The sequence below is a fragment of the Daejeonella sp. genome, from assembly GCF_030695525.1.
GTDB lineage: Bacteria > Bacteroidota > Bacteroidia > Sphingobacteriales > Sphingobacteriaceae > Daejeonella.
The window spans coordinates 15,573-31,377 of record NZ_JAUYSS010000048.1 but is presented as its reverse complement, the minus strand read 5'-3'; the positions used below and the strand labels follow the sequence as shown (position 1 = coordinate 31,377).

The 15,805-nt window shown below is 37.3% G+C and carries 16 protein-coding genes; 14 read left to right on the top strand and 2 right to left on the bottom strand.

Annotated elements, in window-relative coordinates; translation table 11 throughout:
- Positions 1–34: 34 nt before the first annotated feature.
- Genes Q8S11_RS11490 through Q8S11_RS11480 form a run of 3 tightly spaced genes read left to right on the top strand, consistent with a single transcriptional unit; the run spans position 35 to position 2,658 of the window.
- Positions 35–1,357, top strand: a complete 1,323-nt coding sequence (locus Q8S11_RS11490) for a TolC family protein (protein WP_305662247.1) — start codon at positions 35–37, stop codon at positions 1,355–1,357.
- A gap of 57 nt (positions 1,358–1,414) precedes the next feature.
- Positions 1,415–1,807: a response regulator gene (locus Q8S11_RS11485; protein ID WP_305662246.1), complete on the top strand. Its 393-nt coding sequence runs from the start codon at positions 1,415–1,417 to the stop codon at positions 1,805–1,807.
- A gap of 2 nt (positions 1,808–1,809) precedes the next feature.
- Positions 1,810–2,658 carry an N-acetylglucosamine kinase gene (locus Q8S11_RS11480; RefSeq protein WP_305662245.1) on the top strand — a complete coding sequence of 283 codons (849 nt, stop codon included), beginning with the start codon at positions 1,810–1,812 and terminating at the stop codon, positions 2,656–2,658.
- Positions 2,659–2,688: 30 nt separating this feature from the next.
- Here Q8S11_RS11480 and Q8S11_RS11475 read toward each other — a convergent pair whose 3' ends face one another.
- On the bottom strand, positions 2,689–2,982 hold the full coding sequence (locus Q8S11_RS11475; RefSeq protein ID WP_305662244.1) for a hypothetical protein: 294 nt from the start codon (positions 2,980–2,982) through the stop codon (positions 2,689–2,691).
- A gap of 339 nt (positions 2,983–3,321) precedes the next feature.
- Here Q8S11_RS11475 and Q8S11_RS11470 point away from each other — a divergent pair, with 339 nt between their 5' ends.
- From Q8S11_RS11470 to Q8S11_RS11420, 11 genes are all read left to right on the top strand, one after another.
- Positions 3,322–3,903: a TlpA disulfide reductase family protein gene (locus Q8S11_RS11470; protein WP_305662243.1), complete on the top strand. Its 582-nt coding sequence runs from the start codon at positions 3,322–3,324 to the stop codon at positions 3,901–3,903.
- A gap of 77 nt (positions 3,904–3,980) precedes the next feature.
- Positions 3,981–4,445: a rhodanese-like domain-containing protein gene (locus Q8S11_RS11465; protein WP_305662242.1), complete on the top strand. Its 465-nt coding sequence runs from the start codon at positions 3,981–3,983 to the stop codon at positions 4,443–4,445.
- A gap of 442 nt (positions 4,446–4,887) precedes the next feature.
- Positions 4,888–5,274, top strand: a complete 387-nt coding sequence (locus tag Q8S11_RS11460; protein ID WP_305662241.1) for a PleD family two-component system response regulator — start codon at positions 4,888–4,890, stop codon at positions 5,272–5,274.
- On the top strand, positions 5,258–6,367 hold the full coding sequence (locus tag Q8S11_RS11455) for a sugar transferase (protein WP_305662240.1): 1,110 nt from the start codon (positions 5,258–5,260) through the stop codon (positions 6,365–6,367). The genes Q8S11_RS11460 and Q8S11_RS11455 overlap by 17 nt, the downstream gene beginning before the upstream one ends.
- A gap of 78 nt (positions 6,368–6,445) precedes the next feature.
- Entirely contained in the window at positions 6,446–7,048 is a 603-nt protein-coding gene (locus Q8S11_RS11450; RefSeq protein WP_305662239.1) for a TolC family protein, read from the top strand.
- 8 nt (positions 7,049–7,056) lie between these two features.
- Complete coding sequence (locus tag Q8S11_RS11445; protein WP_305662238.1) at positions 7,057–9,252, top strand: lipopolysaccharide biosynthesis protein; 2,196 nt, start codon at positions 7,057–7,059, stop codon at positions 9,250–9,252.
- A 1-nt stretch (position 9,253) separates the two neighbouring features.
- Positions 9,254–10,441 (top strand): glycosyltransferase, encoded by a 1,188-nt coding sequence (locus tag Q8S11_RS11440; RefSeq protein ID WP_305662237.1) that lies wholly within the window; start codon positions 9,254–9,256, stop codon positions 10,439–10,441.
- Between the two features lie 202 nt (positions 10,442–10,643).
- Complete coding sequence (locus tag Q8S11_RS11435; protein WP_305662236.1) at positions 10,644–12,113, top strand: O-antigen ligase; 1,470 nt, start codon at positions 10,644–10,646, stop codon at positions 12,111–12,113.
- 21 nt (positions 12,114–12,134) lie between these two features.
- Positions 12,135–13,217, top strand: coding sequence for a class I SAM-dependent methyltransferase (locus Q8S11_RS11430; RefSeq protein ID WP_305662235.1), 1,083 nt, complete (start codon positions 12,135–12,137; stop codon positions 13,215–13,217).
- Between the two features lie 11 nt (positions 13,218–13,228).
- Positions 13,229–13,849 carry a DapH/DapD/GlmU-related protein gene (locus tag Q8S11_RS11425; protein ID WP_305662234.1) on the top strand — a complete coding sequence of 207 codons (621 nt, stop codon included), beginning with the start codon at positions 13,229–13,231 and terminating at the stop codon, positions 13,847–13,849.
- Complete coding sequence (locus Q8S11_RS11420; protein ID WP_305662233.1) at positions 13,846–15,057, top strand: glycosyltransferase; 1,212 nt, start codon at positions 13,846–13,848, stop codon at positions 15,055–15,057. Before Q8S11_RS11425 ends, Q8S11_RS11420 begins: the two co-directional genes overlap by 4 nt.
- A 6-nt stretch (positions 15,058–15,063) precedes the next feature.
- Here Q8S11_RS11420 and Q8S11_RS11415 read toward each other — a convergent pair whose 3' ends face one another.
- Complete coding sequence (locus Q8S11_RS11415) at positions 15,064–15,795, bottom strand: class I SAM-dependent methyltransferase (protein ID WP_305662232.1); 732 nt, start codon at positions 15,793–15,795, stop codon at positions 15,064–15,066.
- Between the last annotated feature and the right edge of the window lie 10 nt (positions 15,796–15,805).

Genomic DNA, 15,805 nt, shown 5'->3' with positions numbered 1-15,805 from the left:
ATAAAGAGGCTCTATCATTAGGTTATTAATATATATGAACAGAAAAAAAGTTAAATTCAGTATTCTTCTCTTTTTTGCCTGCCTGGTGCATATCTCAAGTATCCAAGCTCAGGAACGACTTAGTCTAGAACAGGCAGTACAGACTGCATTGGAAAACAACTATGATATCAAGTTGAATAAAAACGAAGTTGAACAGGCAAAAAACAATGTAAACAGGGCTAATGCGGGAATGCTTCCTATAATTACGGGAAATTTGAGCACGAACAATACAGTTTCAAATACGAAACAAACATTGTCGAGCGGAGTATCACAGGAACGAAACGGAGCTAAAAACACCAACCTTGTTTATGGCCCGGTACTTAATTGGCAGGTGTTTGACGGTTTTCAAATGTTCGCCCGATATGACAGACTTAAGGAACTCGAAAACCTTGGTGAAGCCAACTTTAAACTGTCAATTCAGACCACCCTGGCTGATGTCATTAATAATTATTATGATCTGGTGCAACAACAGCAACAAATCGAAGCACTTAGTGGTGCACTGGAGATATCCAGAATCAGACTACGGAATTCTGAAAGCAGATATACCATTGGCAAAGCTGCGAAACTTGAAGTGCTTGCCGCTTCAGTAGACCTGAATACGGATACCACCAATCTTTTGAGGCAAATTGACCTTTATCGCAACACAAAAATTAAGCTAAATGAAATTCTGGCGAGAGATATTAATACCGATTTCTCCGTCTCGGATACCATTATTATAGGCAACAGTCTGATGCTTCCCGAATTGCTAAGCTCTGCCGCTCAACTAAATCCAGCCCTACAAACGGCCCTGATCAATAAACGAATTTCAGAAATCAATCTCAGGGAAGTTAAGGCAAACCGATATCCCGGAATTAACCTGAATACTGGCTACAACTTCAATAAATCAACATCTGAACTTGGTTTTGCCAGAAACTCGGTAGGCAGAGGTCTCAATTATGGCCTAACAGCCTCAGTAAATATTTTTAATGGACATTTGCAGAAAAGGGCAGAGAAGAACGCAAGTCTTCAAATAGAGAACAATCAATTACAATATGAAAGGCTGAATCAGTCAATCACTTCACAATTAAGCTCTTTGTACCAAACCTTTCAGACTAATCTGCAGTTGGTTAAGCTTGAACGTCAGAACCTGGAAGTAGCAAGGCAAAATATGAATATCACACTCGAAAAATTCAGGCTGGGAAGTGTTGCGCCACTTGAGTTCAGGGAAGCCCAGCGAAACTATATTGACGCAAATGCTCGTTATACCAATGCACAATTTGAAGCCAAACTGGGAGAAGTAGCATTAATGCAGCTTTCCGGCAGACTTAATCTGCAATAAAATTCCTATAATTCTAATTCGCTTGCTTAAGTGTAAAGAATTAGTAATTTTGATTTGATGATTTCCTTCAAATACAAAAGTGTATTACTGGTAGATGATAGCTACATAGACAATCTGATCAATCGAAAGATATTAGATAATAGCGATTTCGCAGAGTCTATTACCGTAATAGAATCTCCAAAAGAAGCATTTAACTATATAAGGGATTTATACCTTGAAGGAAAAGAACTTCCCGAAGTAATATTTTTGGATCTGAGAATGCCCATAATGAATGGATTTGAATTTCTTAAAGCATTAATGGAACTGCCTGATCTGGGACCCGATAAAGTTAAAATTTATGTCCTCACCTCATCTTTGGATCCAAAGGACATCAGAAGGGTAAAAGAAAATCACCTGGTATCCAAGTTTATTGGTAAACCACTTACAAGTCAAATTCTTCAGGAACTTTAATTATGTTATTAGTAGCAGACAGCGGCTCAAGCAAAGCCGACTGGATATTAACACTCTCAGATACTGAAAATATATCATTCAGAACCAGTGGTATCAACCCATTTTTCCTATCCGAAAAAGATATTGTCAAAATATTCCAGAATACCCCGGAAATACAGCCCTACAAAGATCTGGTAACGGAGATATACTTTTTCGGAGCAGGCTGTTCAAGTCCCGATCGACGTGAGCACATATCCAATGCATTATCTAAAATATTTAAAAATGCATTTGTCAGTGTTGATATAGATATCATTGCATCCATTTATGCCACTTCAGGCAATTCTAAGGGAATCTGTTGTATTATAGGTACAGGTTCTAACATCACTTATTTTGACGGAACAAAAATTCATCAAAGTAAACATGGTCTGGGCTATATTCTCGGAGACGAAGGCTCGGGGTCATGGCTTGGTAAACAATTAATAACCAGTTTTTTATATGGGACCATGCCCCCGGACCTTTCAGAAAGATTTTATGCAAAGTACAAAATCGATAAAGAGTCGGTTATAAAACATGTCTATCAGGAACCTTCGCCGAATTTCTATCTGGCCTCATTCGCTCCTTTTCTAAGCGAACATATCAGTCATCCGTTTATCATTGAAATCATAAAAAAAAGCTTCAGTGAATTTATAGAGACAAATATCAAATCGTACCCTGATTTCAGGGAGCAAACCTGTCATTTTGTTGGCTCAATTGCATATCACTTCTCTGACATACTGAAGGAACTATGTATTGTAAATGGTATTAGAATAGGTAAAATTCTGAAACATCCCATCGAAGAACTATCCAGATTTATCTTAAAGAACGGCATTTAAAATTTGTACAATGACCGGATAGTTCAATACCTAAATCGGCATTTCGGGGCTGAAGGATTTAGAATCCTGATAAGCATCTATCAAATCTTTAAGGGAGCTTACTTCAAAATCAACTCCCCAGGGATTCCAGGAAATAAATCGCAGTTTAGGCTCCTTTGTGCTTCCAGCCAATTTTTTAATTGATATTTCCTCATAAATACCAAAATTACCTAAACTGTAGTAGTTAATCTTAACTTCTTCGCCACTCAAATTATGTGATTTTACTAATTCAAATCCCATGGTTTTGATCCAGTCCTTTATCGCGGCTATTTTACTTTTTACCATTTTGCTATAATTAAAACAGATTCATTACTTATACTCGAAAATCAGACCAAATGTTCTTAATCAAATTGAGCTTAATAACATAGGGAGCTTTGCTTATTAAAATGGCTCTAAAAAGCATTAGGCAGGAGCATAATCTCAGTTTATTTCAAGCTAATAACTTAAACCATAAGATCTTAGCATGAATTTCCTTAGAAAGAATGTAGAAAATAAAGGACATACAAGTGTACTATTTTGCACAATATTCATTAAAGCAAACTATTTCCCTAAAAGGTTTGTGACTAATGTTACAAATACCCATCGCTAGGCATGCTAACTTGCAGAAATCATAAAAGAGAAACAATGGAATTGTTAAAATCTGTCAAATCAAATATCAGCAATATTCTATTTGTGCTTTTAGCGGGTATTATGTTCTTTAGTGCAGATGCGAGAACACTATTGATTCAGGGGCTTATGAAGACCGGGCTTTATAATGCCGATGCTCCAAGTTCAGGCCTTGAAATCAGTAAAACAATTCCAGCTGATTTGACTTTCAGATCAGAGGATGGAGAACTGCTTACACTGTCAGATAATAAAGGCGAAGTTTACTTTATAAATTTTTGGGCAACCTGGTGCCCACCTTGTCGTGCTGAAATGCCTTCAATAAATTCATTATATTCAAAAATTAAGAATAAGGATAAAGTCAATTTTATTATGGTAGATGTTGACAATAAAATTGCATCTTCTGTCAAATACATGAAAAAACACGCTTACCAGCTAAAAGTCTATTCGAGTGAGTCGGCCATTCCTGAAAATATTTTTAACGGAACCCTCCCCACAACAGTGATCATAGGGCCAAAGGGTAATATTGTTTTTCAGCATAGCGGAATGGCAGATTATGATAATGCTGAAATGCTTAACTTTTTAAATGAACTTAGCCGATAAAACACCATTAAATTAAGTTTTTAGAACTCCGGTGTAAAGAATTACCTATTTTTACAATTATAATAAGCTGAAAAATCATGAGAATCCTACTTTACATCATACTTATTTCCCTATCAAGTACAAGCATTAGTCTGTCCCAAACTACAGTCAAAGCCAATCAGGCATTAGACAAAAAAGATAACTGGACTCAAAAAGACCTGATAGCCCCCTCCGAATTGGCAGCAATTATCGCCAATCCTAAAGCTAATCAACCTAAAATATTTAACATTGGAGTAGTTGAAAATATCAAAGGTTCAATAAATCTTGGTGGAGTTAGTGAACAAGCGAATCTCCTGAAGTTGAAGAGTGCTTTATCAAAATTGCCTAAAAATACCTTTGTGGTCGTTTACTGTGGATGTTGTCCATTTGAAAGATGCCCAAATATCCGTCCTGCAGTTAATATGTTAAAAACCATGGGCTTTACTAAGGGCAAACTGCTTAATCTGCCAACTAATTTGAAGCAGAACTGGATTGATAAGGGATATCCATTAGAAGCGAAATAAATCTATTTATTCTGTTGCCTGTTATCGGTTGCCTGTTTCAGATTCTGATAAAAGGGGAATTTTGTTTTTAGTTGATGTACTATTAATGAATCATTTTCCAATTCTCAACTTCCAATTCCAATTACCCGAATATCCTTAAAAGGATTACACAAAGCCACCTCATGGGAATTTCGGTTAAAATTTTGCCATAATTGTGGAATTTATTCTACACTACTTTGGCAATAATTTCCCCAATACCATTGTTATCCACTGATAAGCAGATTATCCCGATTGGCACTTTCATTGTAAAGTTAGAGGTTAGATATTTATTAATTTTGCTTAAATGGCAATATATTTTCAATAAATAAGTACTTTTAATACCTGAGATAAAAACTTGAATTACCTGTTAAACAGGTAATTATTGATTGTTTACCTATTCAGGTTGAATCAGGCAATTTGAACTATGAAGAAACAAATTCTGGTTGTGGATGATGAGTTGAGTATCCTCAAGCTGCTCAATTTCATACTGTCAAAAGACTACGACCTTGTGATTAAACAAAATGGTGCTGATGCTATAAGCTGGCTTGAAGATGGCAATGATCCTGCACTGATTATATCGGATTTGGAGATGCCTTATATAGATGGAGGATCATTTATTAGAAACCTGAAAATCAGTGGATATTACCGAGACACTCCGGTGATTCTTTTATCAGGTGCAGATAATCTTGAAAAGAGAGTTGAGCAAATGCCATTCAGGGCCGATTGTTATTTTAAAAAGCCATTCAACCCTACTGAATTAAAATTGTCAATAACTGAAATACTACTAAAGAATAATGTCGCAATTAACTAGGCACAGGGACGCAATTTATTCCGTGCATCATTTAAGCATTGCTTATATGGGCACTGATTCTACTGCCTGGCTTTTAAAGGAATTACCAAGCGAATTTCATATAAATAAACATCAGAATCTGGAAGAGCTTCAGGATTTTCTTGATAATCAGTCTATTTTAACTTTACCAGATGTAATACTGATCGAAACTGATTCAGAGGGTAAATGTTTTAAATATATTGAAAAGATTAAAAAGAATCCACTTTACCGTGAATTGATCATTGTGCTGATTGCATCCCAGGAAGATAAAGCGTGGAAAGCGAGTGCATTAAAATCAAAGGTGCATGACTTTTATGTAATGCCCTTTCCTATAGAACATCTGATCGAGAGACTCCATTTTTTAGTTAAATTCAAGCTTATAAAACCACAGCTTTCTGTACTGGCAAACTCAGATGTAATTTACAAATTGCCTCAGATGAAGCGCATTTTTGATGTAGTTGTTTCCGCAATATGCATCCTGCTTTTCTCTCCGGTTCTAATTTTAACTGCAATAATAATACGTTTGGATTCGAAGGGCCCAATTATCTATAAAAGCAAAAGAGTAGGAACGGGTTACAATATTTTTGATTTCTACAAATTCAGATCTATGCATATAGGAGCCGAAAGCCAGTTGGAAGATTTATCTGACCGTAATCTATATAAGAGCGATGAACAGTCAGACGTTGAGGTTGATGATTCAAAAAAACGAACAACTTTTGTAAAATTGATTAATGATCCACGAATTACCCGATTCGGATCCTTTATCAGAAGGACCAGTATAGATGAACTGCCCCAGCTTTTCAATGTATTAAAAGGAGATATGTCATTGGTTGGAAACCGGCCATTACCACTTTATGAAGCTGAAATGCTGACATCAAATGATTGGTCACAGCGTTTTATGGGTCCGGCAGGTGTTACAGGATTGTGGCAAATAAAAAGCAGAGGAAAAAAAGATATTTCCGAGCGGGAACGAAAAAAATTTGATAACTTCTACGCGTCAAAATATTCGTTCTGGTTCGATTTTGAAATATTAATTAAAACATTGCCGGTAATATTGCACAAGGAAAAATTTTAAAATATGTTCAGGAAATTCTTTTTTTTAACAACGTTTGTTTTACTTCTAATAAATAATTCTGTTAAGTCGCAGGAAACTATGATGACAGACATTTCATATGTTTTCCTTGAAAAACTTATTGCTACAGCCAAAGAAAATTATCCCAGGATGAATAGTTTTGAGGGTCGTATCAAGGTTGCTAAAACAACGGTAGGTCAGGAACAACTATCCTGGCTCGACGCGTTTTCCTTCTCTTATATTTATAATCCTAACAATACATTAGACATTGCAGTTCCCAGATTTTTTAACGGATATCAGGTTGCCTTCAATTTCAACCTTAGTTCAATACTCCAGAAACCAGGAAATGTAAAACAGGCTAGAGAAAGTGTAAAACTCGCACAACATGATCTTGACGAATACCATTTAACTCTCGAAACTGAAGTAAAACGACGATATTTTACCTATGTCCAGGCACTTTCAAATTTGCGACTCCAAACAAAATTGAGTTCAGATGCCCTAAATGTCAGTAATGATGTCAAAACCAAATTTGAAAAAAGCGAGATCACATTTGAACAATATACATTAATGCAAATGTCCTACTCAGGAGCATTACAATCTAAAATTGCAGCGGAATCAAATTTTCTGATCGCCAAGGCATCTCTGGAAGAATTATTGACTAAAAAGATCGAAGAAATTCAGTAGCCGATACTATGGAAGAATTAAAAAAATTCATCGATTTATTATTACGCTATAAAATAGTTTTAATTACTGTGCCGCTAATTACGGTAATGGTAACTTATTATATTGTAAGAAATCTTCCTGATGTTTATCCTGCCCAAGCCCAGATTGCAACAGGGATTGTTGACGAAACTCAGCAAATGGCACTTTCGGAGGCCAGTGTTTTACAGGAGTCAAGAATCAATCAGAAATTCGTCAATATGGTGCAGGTCATGAATTCAAAAAGCATGATTGACCTTGTTTCTTACAGGCTTATCATTCATGACCTAACTACCAAGCCTTTCAGAGAACCCAGTGAACTTCTGAAAACATTGAATCTTGAGGCTAAAAAACATGCATTAAGTGTGTTCAAAGAAAAATTGAGTAAAAAAGAGGGTCTGAACCTTAGGGAGCAGGATGAAGAAGGATTGCATCGGATACTGGGATCGATGGGTTATGATTATCAATCTTTATTGTATGATTTACTGATTTACCGTGCCGGAACGACAGATTTTATTTTTATTGATTTTCAATCTGAAAATTCAGAATTATCTGCTTTTGTGGTCAACACCTTATCTAACATTTTTACCGACTATTATACCGTTCTGGTAAAAGAAAATCAGCGTTCTTCTGTAAACTTTCTAAAGAACCTTTTGAAAATAAAATCTGACACTCTTCAAGCCCGAATCAACGGTTTGCGTGAATATAAAATTCAGAATAGAATACTTAATCTGAATGAGCAATCATCACAGATCTATACCCAAACTGCAGATTATGAGTTGAGAATGCAGCAGGCTGAGAAAGATATTGTGGCTATTAAAGGAACCATTGCCAACATTGATAAACGTTTCGATCCGGTTGACCGCCGCTACATGGAAGCGACCTTTACGGATATTAACCAAAGGATAATTGGTACAAAGGCTCAAATGAATGCCTTGCAGGATAAGTATATTCAGAGTGATTTTGATGAGCGATACAAGACTTCAATAGATTCGCTGCAAAAGATTGTAAGTGCCCAAATCAATACAATGTCGGATAAATACACAGATAATCCCCTGAGTTCAAAAACCGCACTTATCCAAAAGAAGCTTGACCTTCAGATTGAACTTGACCGGACTGTTTATGGTTTGAATTCGCTGAAAAATCAGCTTGCCATCATGAGTAAAAAATTCGAGCAACTGGTTCCTCATGAAGCTGTTATTCAAAGCTATGAACGGGATATACAAACAGGAAGTGAAGAGTACCAGGATTTACTGGCACAATACAATAAAGTAACGATGGAAGCTGAGTTTCCTGTCAAACTCAGACAAGCGCAGGTAGCTATGCCTGGTCTACCTCTCCCATCTAAAAAAATGCTCTTGGTAATTATCAGTGGCATACTAAGTGGGGTGTTTTGTGTAATTATCCTGTTCATCATGTTCTTCCTGGATAACCGCATCCGCCGCCCGGCAGACCTTGTATTACTTACCAAATCTCCGGTACTTGGGTACCTCAACCTCGTGGGCAAGTCGACACTTGATTTGAAGGGTATCTGGAAAAATCTGCATGGAACCGCAGAAATGCGTGAGTTCAAAAAGCAATTACGTTCTACACGCTTCGAAGTGAACCGTGAACTCGCCCGAACATCAGACCGTGGCCAGGTCTTAAGTATTACAAGTATCAGTGAAGGAGAAGGGAAAACACTAATTTCTGCCTGCATCGCCTATACTTATGTTATGGTGAATAAGAAAGTTTTGCTTATTGACGGAAACTTCGACAATCCTTCTATTACCAAAAACTCCAATACTAAATTGTTTCTCGAAGATTTTCTGCACTCAGGTGATCTGGGTGGGATTAATTTCAATTCCGGGATAATGGTCATGGGAAACCGGGGTGGTGATAAATCATTGCTGGAAGTAAGCGACGAAGAAACTATTCTGGAAAGACTGGAACAATTGCGTTCACACTTCGATGTTATTCTTGTTGAAACCCCTCCACTTGAAGCCCTAAACAAAGCAAAAGAATGGATTTTATTGACCGACAAAACTTTAAGCGTATTTGAAGCCGACCAAACTTTAAATGAAGTAAAAAATCAGCATATTAATTACCTGACTACACTCAATGGCCAGTTTATTGGCTGGATACTGAATAAAGTCAAGCAACAGGGAAAACCTGAAGAACACATTGACCATGCAAATGTATTAGAATGATATGCTGTATCATATCACATTGTATTTTTGGATAATAATCCAGGCATTAATAGGATATAATCTTCTTTTACCACTAATTTTTCTATTTTTTTACAAAATTACGAGCTTACTTAAAAAACAGTCATTAGAAGTTAAGCCGGAGGATGAAATTGATTATGCCGTAATAGTCACTGCATATGAACAGACTGATCTTATTCCGGCGGCCGTAAATTCAATCCTGAAATTAAATTACAGCAAATTTCTTGTCTATGTTGTTGCAGATAAATGCGATATATCCAATCTGCATTTCAACGATGATCGGGTGATTCTGCTCAGGCCTGAGCAAACCCTGGCAAGTAATACCAGTTCACATTTCTATGCGATCAGAAATTTTAGAAGGGAACACACTCATCTAACCATAATTGATAGTGATAATATTGTCGACAGGAATTACTTAATTGAGCTCAATGAATATTTCAATATGGGTTTTCACGCAGTACAAGGAAAAAGAAAAGCCAAGAATCTGGACACCAATATAGCGGCTCTTGATGCTGCAAGAGATCTTTTCTATCACTTTTACGATGGAAAAGTTTTATTTAGTCTGGGCTCATCTGCAACGCTTTCCGGATCGGGGATGGCATTTACAATCGGGCTTTTTCGCGACTGTCTGGAAAACAAGGAAATACAGGGTGCAGGATTTGACAAAGTTCTCCAATATGCCATTGTAAAACGCAGACAAAGAATTGCCTTTGCAGAAAAAGCAATCGTTTATGATGAAAAGACCTCTGAATCAGATCAACTGGTCAAGCAAAGGTCAAGATGGATAAATTCCTGGTTTAAATACTTTTCAAATGGATTTAAGCTACTGGCAAGTGGCCTTCAGAATTTCAGTCTTAATCAGTTCCTGTTTGGATTAATATTAATCAGACCACCCCTTTTTATCTTCCTTATTCTCTCATTGATTTGTTTGATATTCAATATCTTTCTGAATCCAATCTTAGCTTTTGCATGGTTCGGGGCATTTTTTTGCTTCTTGGCCAGTTTCGGTATTGCATTATACCAAAAAAATACAGATCCGAGAATTTATAAAGCCTTAATAAACATTCCTGAATTCATGTTCCTTCAGGTGTTGTCATTACTTAAAATAAAGTCGGCAAACAAAATTTCAGTAGCTACTAAACATCTTCCAAAAAAATATCCTGAAGATTAGCATTTGATGACTTTAATATAATTAGTTAATATTGATCATAACGTTTTAAATATGAGATATAACCACATAAAGGATAGAAAAACAAGCAAAGAAATATTCCTTCTTTTCAGTAAATATGGCTCCATGGCGCTGGCATTTATTACTGTGTTTTTCTTTTTCTTAAAAATCCTTTTTCTCTAATTTTAATAAAAACCTGATTTAATTGATACGATCTGGACTAAATAGCATAACATCATTCGCAAAAACCCTGGGTAAACCTGCGGGCTTTATCGTCTTGCTTGCTATTTCTATATTGTTTGCATATATCATAAATGTTGCCCAAATCAAAGGTGCGGCTATTATATTAATTCTTTTAATAGGCCCGATCATAGCCTTTGCTGTAATATCCAAACCCAAATTTGGGATTACGGCCCTATTAATCGCTGCTTATTTAATCATGTTAATACTAAGGCTTAATCTGGTTAAGTTCCCAATGGGTACTTTGATGGATGGCCTTCTGGCCTTATTAATTATTGGACTGTTTATTCAACTTAAATACCATCCCGACTGGTCGTTCCTAAGTAGCCCGATCAGCCTGATGATATCTATTTGGATTATTTATAATTTCATACTGGTTGCAAATCCGGTAGCTCAATCCAAAATGGCCTGGCTCTATACCATAAGAAGTATGGCTATTGTCATGCTGACTTATTTTATATTCAGTTATCATATCCGGGATTTAAAGTTTATCAGATTCATAATTAAGCTATGGTTGGGCTTAAGTATTTTTGCAGGAATCAATGGATACAGACAACAATTTATAGGTTTTGCGGGATATGAAGAGGCTTACCTGTATTCTGACCCATTAATCAGAGATCTGCTATTTATTAATGGAGTTTGGCGAAAATTCTCCATTTTCTCTGACCCAACAGTATTCTCTTATAACATGATCCTTAGCAGTCTGCTTTGTATCGGTATGATGTTCGGAAAGATATCAATGAGAAAAAAGATATTCTTGTCGGTCTTGGCAATGTTTTTTATATCAAACATGCTCTTTTCCGGGACCCGAAGTGCCTATGTTTTATTACCGGCGGCTATGGTAATGCTGACCATATTGGTTTTCAACCGGCAGATTATGCTGATTACCACCGGGGCAGCCCTTTTTATGGCCTTTATTATTTTCGTGCCAACAAGTAATCCCGTTTTATACCGGTTTCAATCGGCATTTAAACCATCTAATGATGCATCCTTCAATGTAAGGGCGCAGAATCAAAAGATGATCCAACCTTATATCTGGTCGCATCCTATTGGGGGGGGGCTTGGCTCCACCGGAGTGTGGGGGGCAAAGTTTTCCCCCGGTTCTTTTTTGGCATCATTTCCACCTGATAGTGGTTATGTCAGGGTAGCTGTTGAAACCGGCTGGATCGGCCTGTTTATTTTCTGTGCTCTGCTATTTATCATTCTGCAAAAGGGTATCTCGAATTACTTTAAAATGGAGGATCCGGAACTCAAAAGCTACTGCCTTGCGATGGTATTGATGGTGTATGCTATTACCATCGGTAATTACCCACAGGAAGCTATTACACAGTACCCTCTTAATGTTTATTTTTTCCTTGTAGCAGCATTGATTGATGCAACCTATAACCTGGATAAGGAAAAGAAAGAAGAAAATCAGAAGATATTGAATGTCTAAAAAAAAATGACAGAAATGAATATGGATTGGATTGAAATCTTAAAATGTCCGCTTAGCGGACAAGACCTTCGATTATTGACGGACGAAGAAATTGTGATGCTCAAGGCCGATGCAGCCAGCCAAAAGCTTTGGCAAGCTGATGGCGAATTGGTGAACAAGGAATTGGAACAGGGTCTGATTGCAACTGATCAATCCTACATCTATCCTATCATAAATGGCATTGTGATTTTATTGAAAGAGCTTGCATTGACTCGTTCCGCTGATAAATTCATTAAGGAAGAAAAAGATAAGGACAAACAATTAGTTCAAAATTTTTATAACCAGAAGGGTTGGTTTGTAAATGAAGAAGGCAATTATGAGGATGCGGTTATTTACGAAGACCTGAGGGAGGTTTCTAAGGAATATTTAAAAAAATGCCATGACCGTGTTTCCCGCTATCTGAATCCATCAGGAACCTTTATGCTGGATGCCGCTTCCGGGGCATTGCAATATGCCGATTATCTGCAGTATTCTGCAAATTACACGTATAGGGTATGTGTAGATTTTTCATTTCAGGCATTGTCAGAAGCAAGAAAAAAATTAGGGGAAAAAGGAATCTATGTTCTTGCCGATATGTGTAATATGCCTTTTAAGGATAATGTAATGGATGGTTTTGTATCCCTGAATACCATTTATCATATCCCCAAAGATGAGCAGTCACTTGCAATCCGGGAATTATACAGATTACTGGCAAAGGGAGGTAAAGGGGTGGTAGTTTACGACTGGTATAAACATTCAGCCTGGATGAACCTCTTTCTGCTTCCATTTCGTGGCTTTGTTTTTATAAAGAATCGTTTATTAGGCCTGATCGGTAAGCTTCTCGGAAAGGGTGAACCTGCAAAAAGACTTTATTTCTATGCTCATACGTACAATTATTTCCGGGACAATCTGCCTCCTTTTAAACTTGCTGTCTGGAGATCCCTGAGTGTACCCTTCATGCGTTACTATATACATCCAGCCCTTTATGGAAAGCAGATTTTAAACTGGGTTTATTCTAAAGAGGAAAAAGAGCCGGAACTTTGCGGTAGAAAAGGGGAATATCCAATGTTTATATTTGAGAAATAAAAATCCATAAAATGTCGCTCACATCCCTGATCAGATCTAATGATTCATTGAAGAAAGTTGCCCGCTGGGCACTTATTTCACCCAATCAATATCGTCCTCGTTTATGGGTAAGAATGTTTCTCAACCCATTCAAACATACCAGGGGTAAAGGCTCTATCATACGTTGGAGGACCAAAATGGATTTGTTTCCATATAAAAACTTTGAATTGGGTGCTTATTCAGTTATCGAGGATTTTACAACAATCAATAACGGTGTTGGGGATGTGTTGATTGGTAGCAGGTCATTTATTGGGGTTTCAAACGTTATTATCGGACCTGTAGAGATCGAAGATCATGTGATGACGGCTCAAAATGTAGTCATTTCAGGAATGAATCATAGCTATGAGGATATTGAGACCCCTCCTACTATGCAAAAGGTTAGTACTTCTAAGATCAGCATTGCAGAAAATGTGTGGGTAGGTGCAAATTCTGTGATCACCGCCGGAGTCAGTATCGGCCGGCATACCATTATTGGTGCAGGAAGTATTGTAACCAAGGATCTTCCGGCATATTGTGTTGCCGTTGGGAATCCCGCCAGAATCGTGAAACAGTACAACCCTGAAACGAGGGTATGGGAAAAAGTTAAACCATGATTCTGAAAGGTAAACACATTTTTATTCTGGGTGCGACAAAATTTGATGGTCCTGATCAGTCAACAAGTTTTAATATTGCAAGAGAACTTTCCAAAAACAATTTTGTTTATTACATAGACTACCCCATCACCTGGAAAGATTATTTCAACAAGAAGAACAGTAAACTGATAGAGGCACGCAAAAAATACTTTTCTCCATTTTCAGATGGCATCATTTCAGACAAGGATGAAAATCTAAAAATCATCATCAGTCCGCCTTTAATTAGCATAAATTTCCTTCCCGAAGGAAAAATATACCGCTCGATTCTTCGATTTAATGAATTTCTTATCCGGAAGCGGATGAAAATGGCCATCAGAAAAAACAAGATCAGGGATTATATATATATCAATTCATTCAACTTCCATTATCCGGGAATTGCTGATCCACTCAAACCGGCACTTAGTGTATATCACTGTGTAGATCCGATGATCATCCCCTATGATATGAAGCACGGAATTATCTCCGAGAATGAACTTGTATTAAAAAGTGATCTGGTCATTTGTACAAGCAGAATGCTCTATGACGACAAGAAACAACAGAACCCCAACACCTATTTCATACCCAATGCGGCCGATATTGAGCATAGTTCAAAAGCCCTGGACGATGGCCTTAAAATAAATCATCATTTAGATAGAATAAAAAGACCAGTAATTGGATACGCAGGAAGCATTGAAAGACGATTTAATTATGATCTGATCAAGCAAGTTATTGATGCTAACCCTGACAAGAGCTTTGTATTTGCTGGTCCGCTGATGCCAGAATTTGTGCCTGAATGGTTCCTTAAAACTCCAAATTTGCATTACATCGGGCGATTGCCTTTTCAGGATATGCCCGGATTAATTAAGGGATTCGATATAGCCATTATCCCCTTCAAAAAAGATGAAGTCAGCAGGACAATTTTCCCGTTAAAATTATTTGAATATCTGGGAGCCGGAAAACCTGTCATTGCTACTGATTTCAATCCTGATCTTGAAGAATTCACACATGGTATGGTTTCATTTTGCAGGGATTCTATTTCATTTTCCAATGCCATTGAAGATACCCTTAAAACAGATAACCTTCATTTAAAACAGGCCAGAATTACTGTTGCAAAAGAGAACACCTGGGAGAAACGGGGAGAGGAGATTGCGGAACTGATGTATAATGCACTTAAAAACAGAAAATCCTAAGCCGCATTATCTTCGAAGCACCTTGCTTTTAAATACCGAGCGGCATATATCAAGAAATGCTGAAAAACTCGACAGAGCTTCCTTACCTAAAGTCCGCTTGTATAAAAACCTGTTGCAAGCTTCTTCGTCCCATGGCTTGGTGAAAAAATCGCGGTAATAAGAACTGTCGGGGTTCACCAGAATTTCAAGATCATCTTGCCATTCATATTTCATCATGGTCAACTCGCTATGAGTTTGCTGCATGATTTTGAACCCTAAAGAATTTTTTGGCAGAAACTCCTGAAACACGTAGCCAAAATCCATGATTGGTCTAAATCCGATCTGCTCTTTATCGTACATTACGATCTTATTATCAATTTCCTGCAAAATCCAGCGATGGGATTCCTTTGGGATTAAAAATTCGCCGATAATGGAAGGGGTTTCCATATAGCCCATTGAAGAAACCCTAACCTGCTCCTTTACAAAACGGATTGGATCATCGACATGTTCCAGCACCTGGGCACATATTACGTAGTCAAAGGACTTATCTTCAAATGGTAGCTCCTCACCATCAGCACTTAGAAATTGCTGGTGGATTAAGACTTTTATATCGCCACTGCGGTGATAATTGGAATCAACAAATTTATCAACAACAACATTCGCACGGGGATGAGGATTGTGCCCCCCACCAACTTCAAGTACCCTGTCTGTAGGTTTTATGGAGAGGTCAAATCTTGAACTGGGATTCCTTAATTTCATCGTGATATTA

What these genes read in the sequence shown, in the direction of transcription:
- Q8S11_RS11490 (WP_305662247.1), top strand. Translation starts at nt 35, where the DNA reads ATGAACAGAAAAAAAGTTAAATTCAGTATTCTTCTCTTTTTTGCCTGC.
- Q8S11_RS11485 (WP_305662246.1), top strand. Translation starts at nt 1,415, where the DNA reads ATGATTTCCTTCAAATACAAAAGTGTATTACTGGTAGATGATAGCTAC.
- Q8S11_RS11480 (WP_305662245.1), top strand. Translation starts at nt 1,810, where the DNA reads ATGTTATTAGTAGCAGACAGCGGCTCAAGCAAAGCCGACTGGATATTA.
- Q8S11_RS11475 (WP_305662244.1), bottom strand. Translation starts at nt 2,982, where the DNA reads ATGGTAAAAAGTAAAATAGCCGCGATAAAGGACTGGATCAAAACCATG.
- Q8S11_RS11470 (WP_305662243.1), top strand. Translation starts at nt 3,322, where the DNA reads ATGGAATTGTTAAAATCTGTCAAATCAAATATCAGCAATATTCTATTT.
- Q8S11_RS11465 (WP_305662242.1), top strand. Translation starts at nt 3,981, where the DNA reads ATGAGAATCCTACTTTACATCATACTTATTTCCCTATCAAGTACAAGC.
- Q8S11_RS11460 (WP_305662241.1), top strand. Translation starts at nt 4,888, where the DNA reads ATGAAGAAACAAATTCTGGTTGTGGATGATGAGTTGAGTATCCTCAAG.
- Q8S11_RS11455 (WP_305662240.1), top strand. Translation starts at nt 5,258, where the DNA reads ATGTCGCAATTAACTAGGCACAGGGACGCAATTTATTCCGTGCATCAT.
- Q8S11_RS11450 (WP_305662239.1), top strand. Translation starts at nt 6,446, where the DNA reads ATGATGACAGACATTTCATATGTTTTCCTTGAAAAACTTATTGCTACA.
- Q8S11_RS11445 (WP_305662238.1), top strand. Translation starts at nt 7,057, where the DNA reads ATGGAAGAATTAAAAAAATTCATCGATTTATTATTACGCTATAAAATA.
- Q8S11_RS11440 (WP_305662237.1), top strand. Translation starts at nt 9,254, where the DNA reads ATGCTGTATCATATCACATTGTATTTTTGGATAATAATCCAGGCATTA.
- Q8S11_RS11430 (WP_305662235.1), top strand. Translation starts at nt 12,135, where the DNA reads ATGGATTGGATTGAAATCTTAAAATGTCCGCTTAGCGGACAAGACCTT.
- Q8S11_RS11425 (WP_305662234.1), top strand. Translation starts at nt 13,229, where the DNA reads ATGTCGCTCACATCCCTGATCAGATCTAATGATTCATTGAAGAAAGTT.
- Q8S11_RS11420 (WP_305662233.1), top strand. Translation starts at nt 13,846, where the DNA reads ATGATTCTGAAAGGTAAACACATTTTTATTCTGGGTGCGACAAAATTT.
- Q8S11_RS11415 (WP_305662232.1), bottom strand. Translation starts at nt 15,795, where the DNA reads ATGAAATTAAGGAATCCCAGTTCAAGATTTGACCTCTCCATAAAACCT.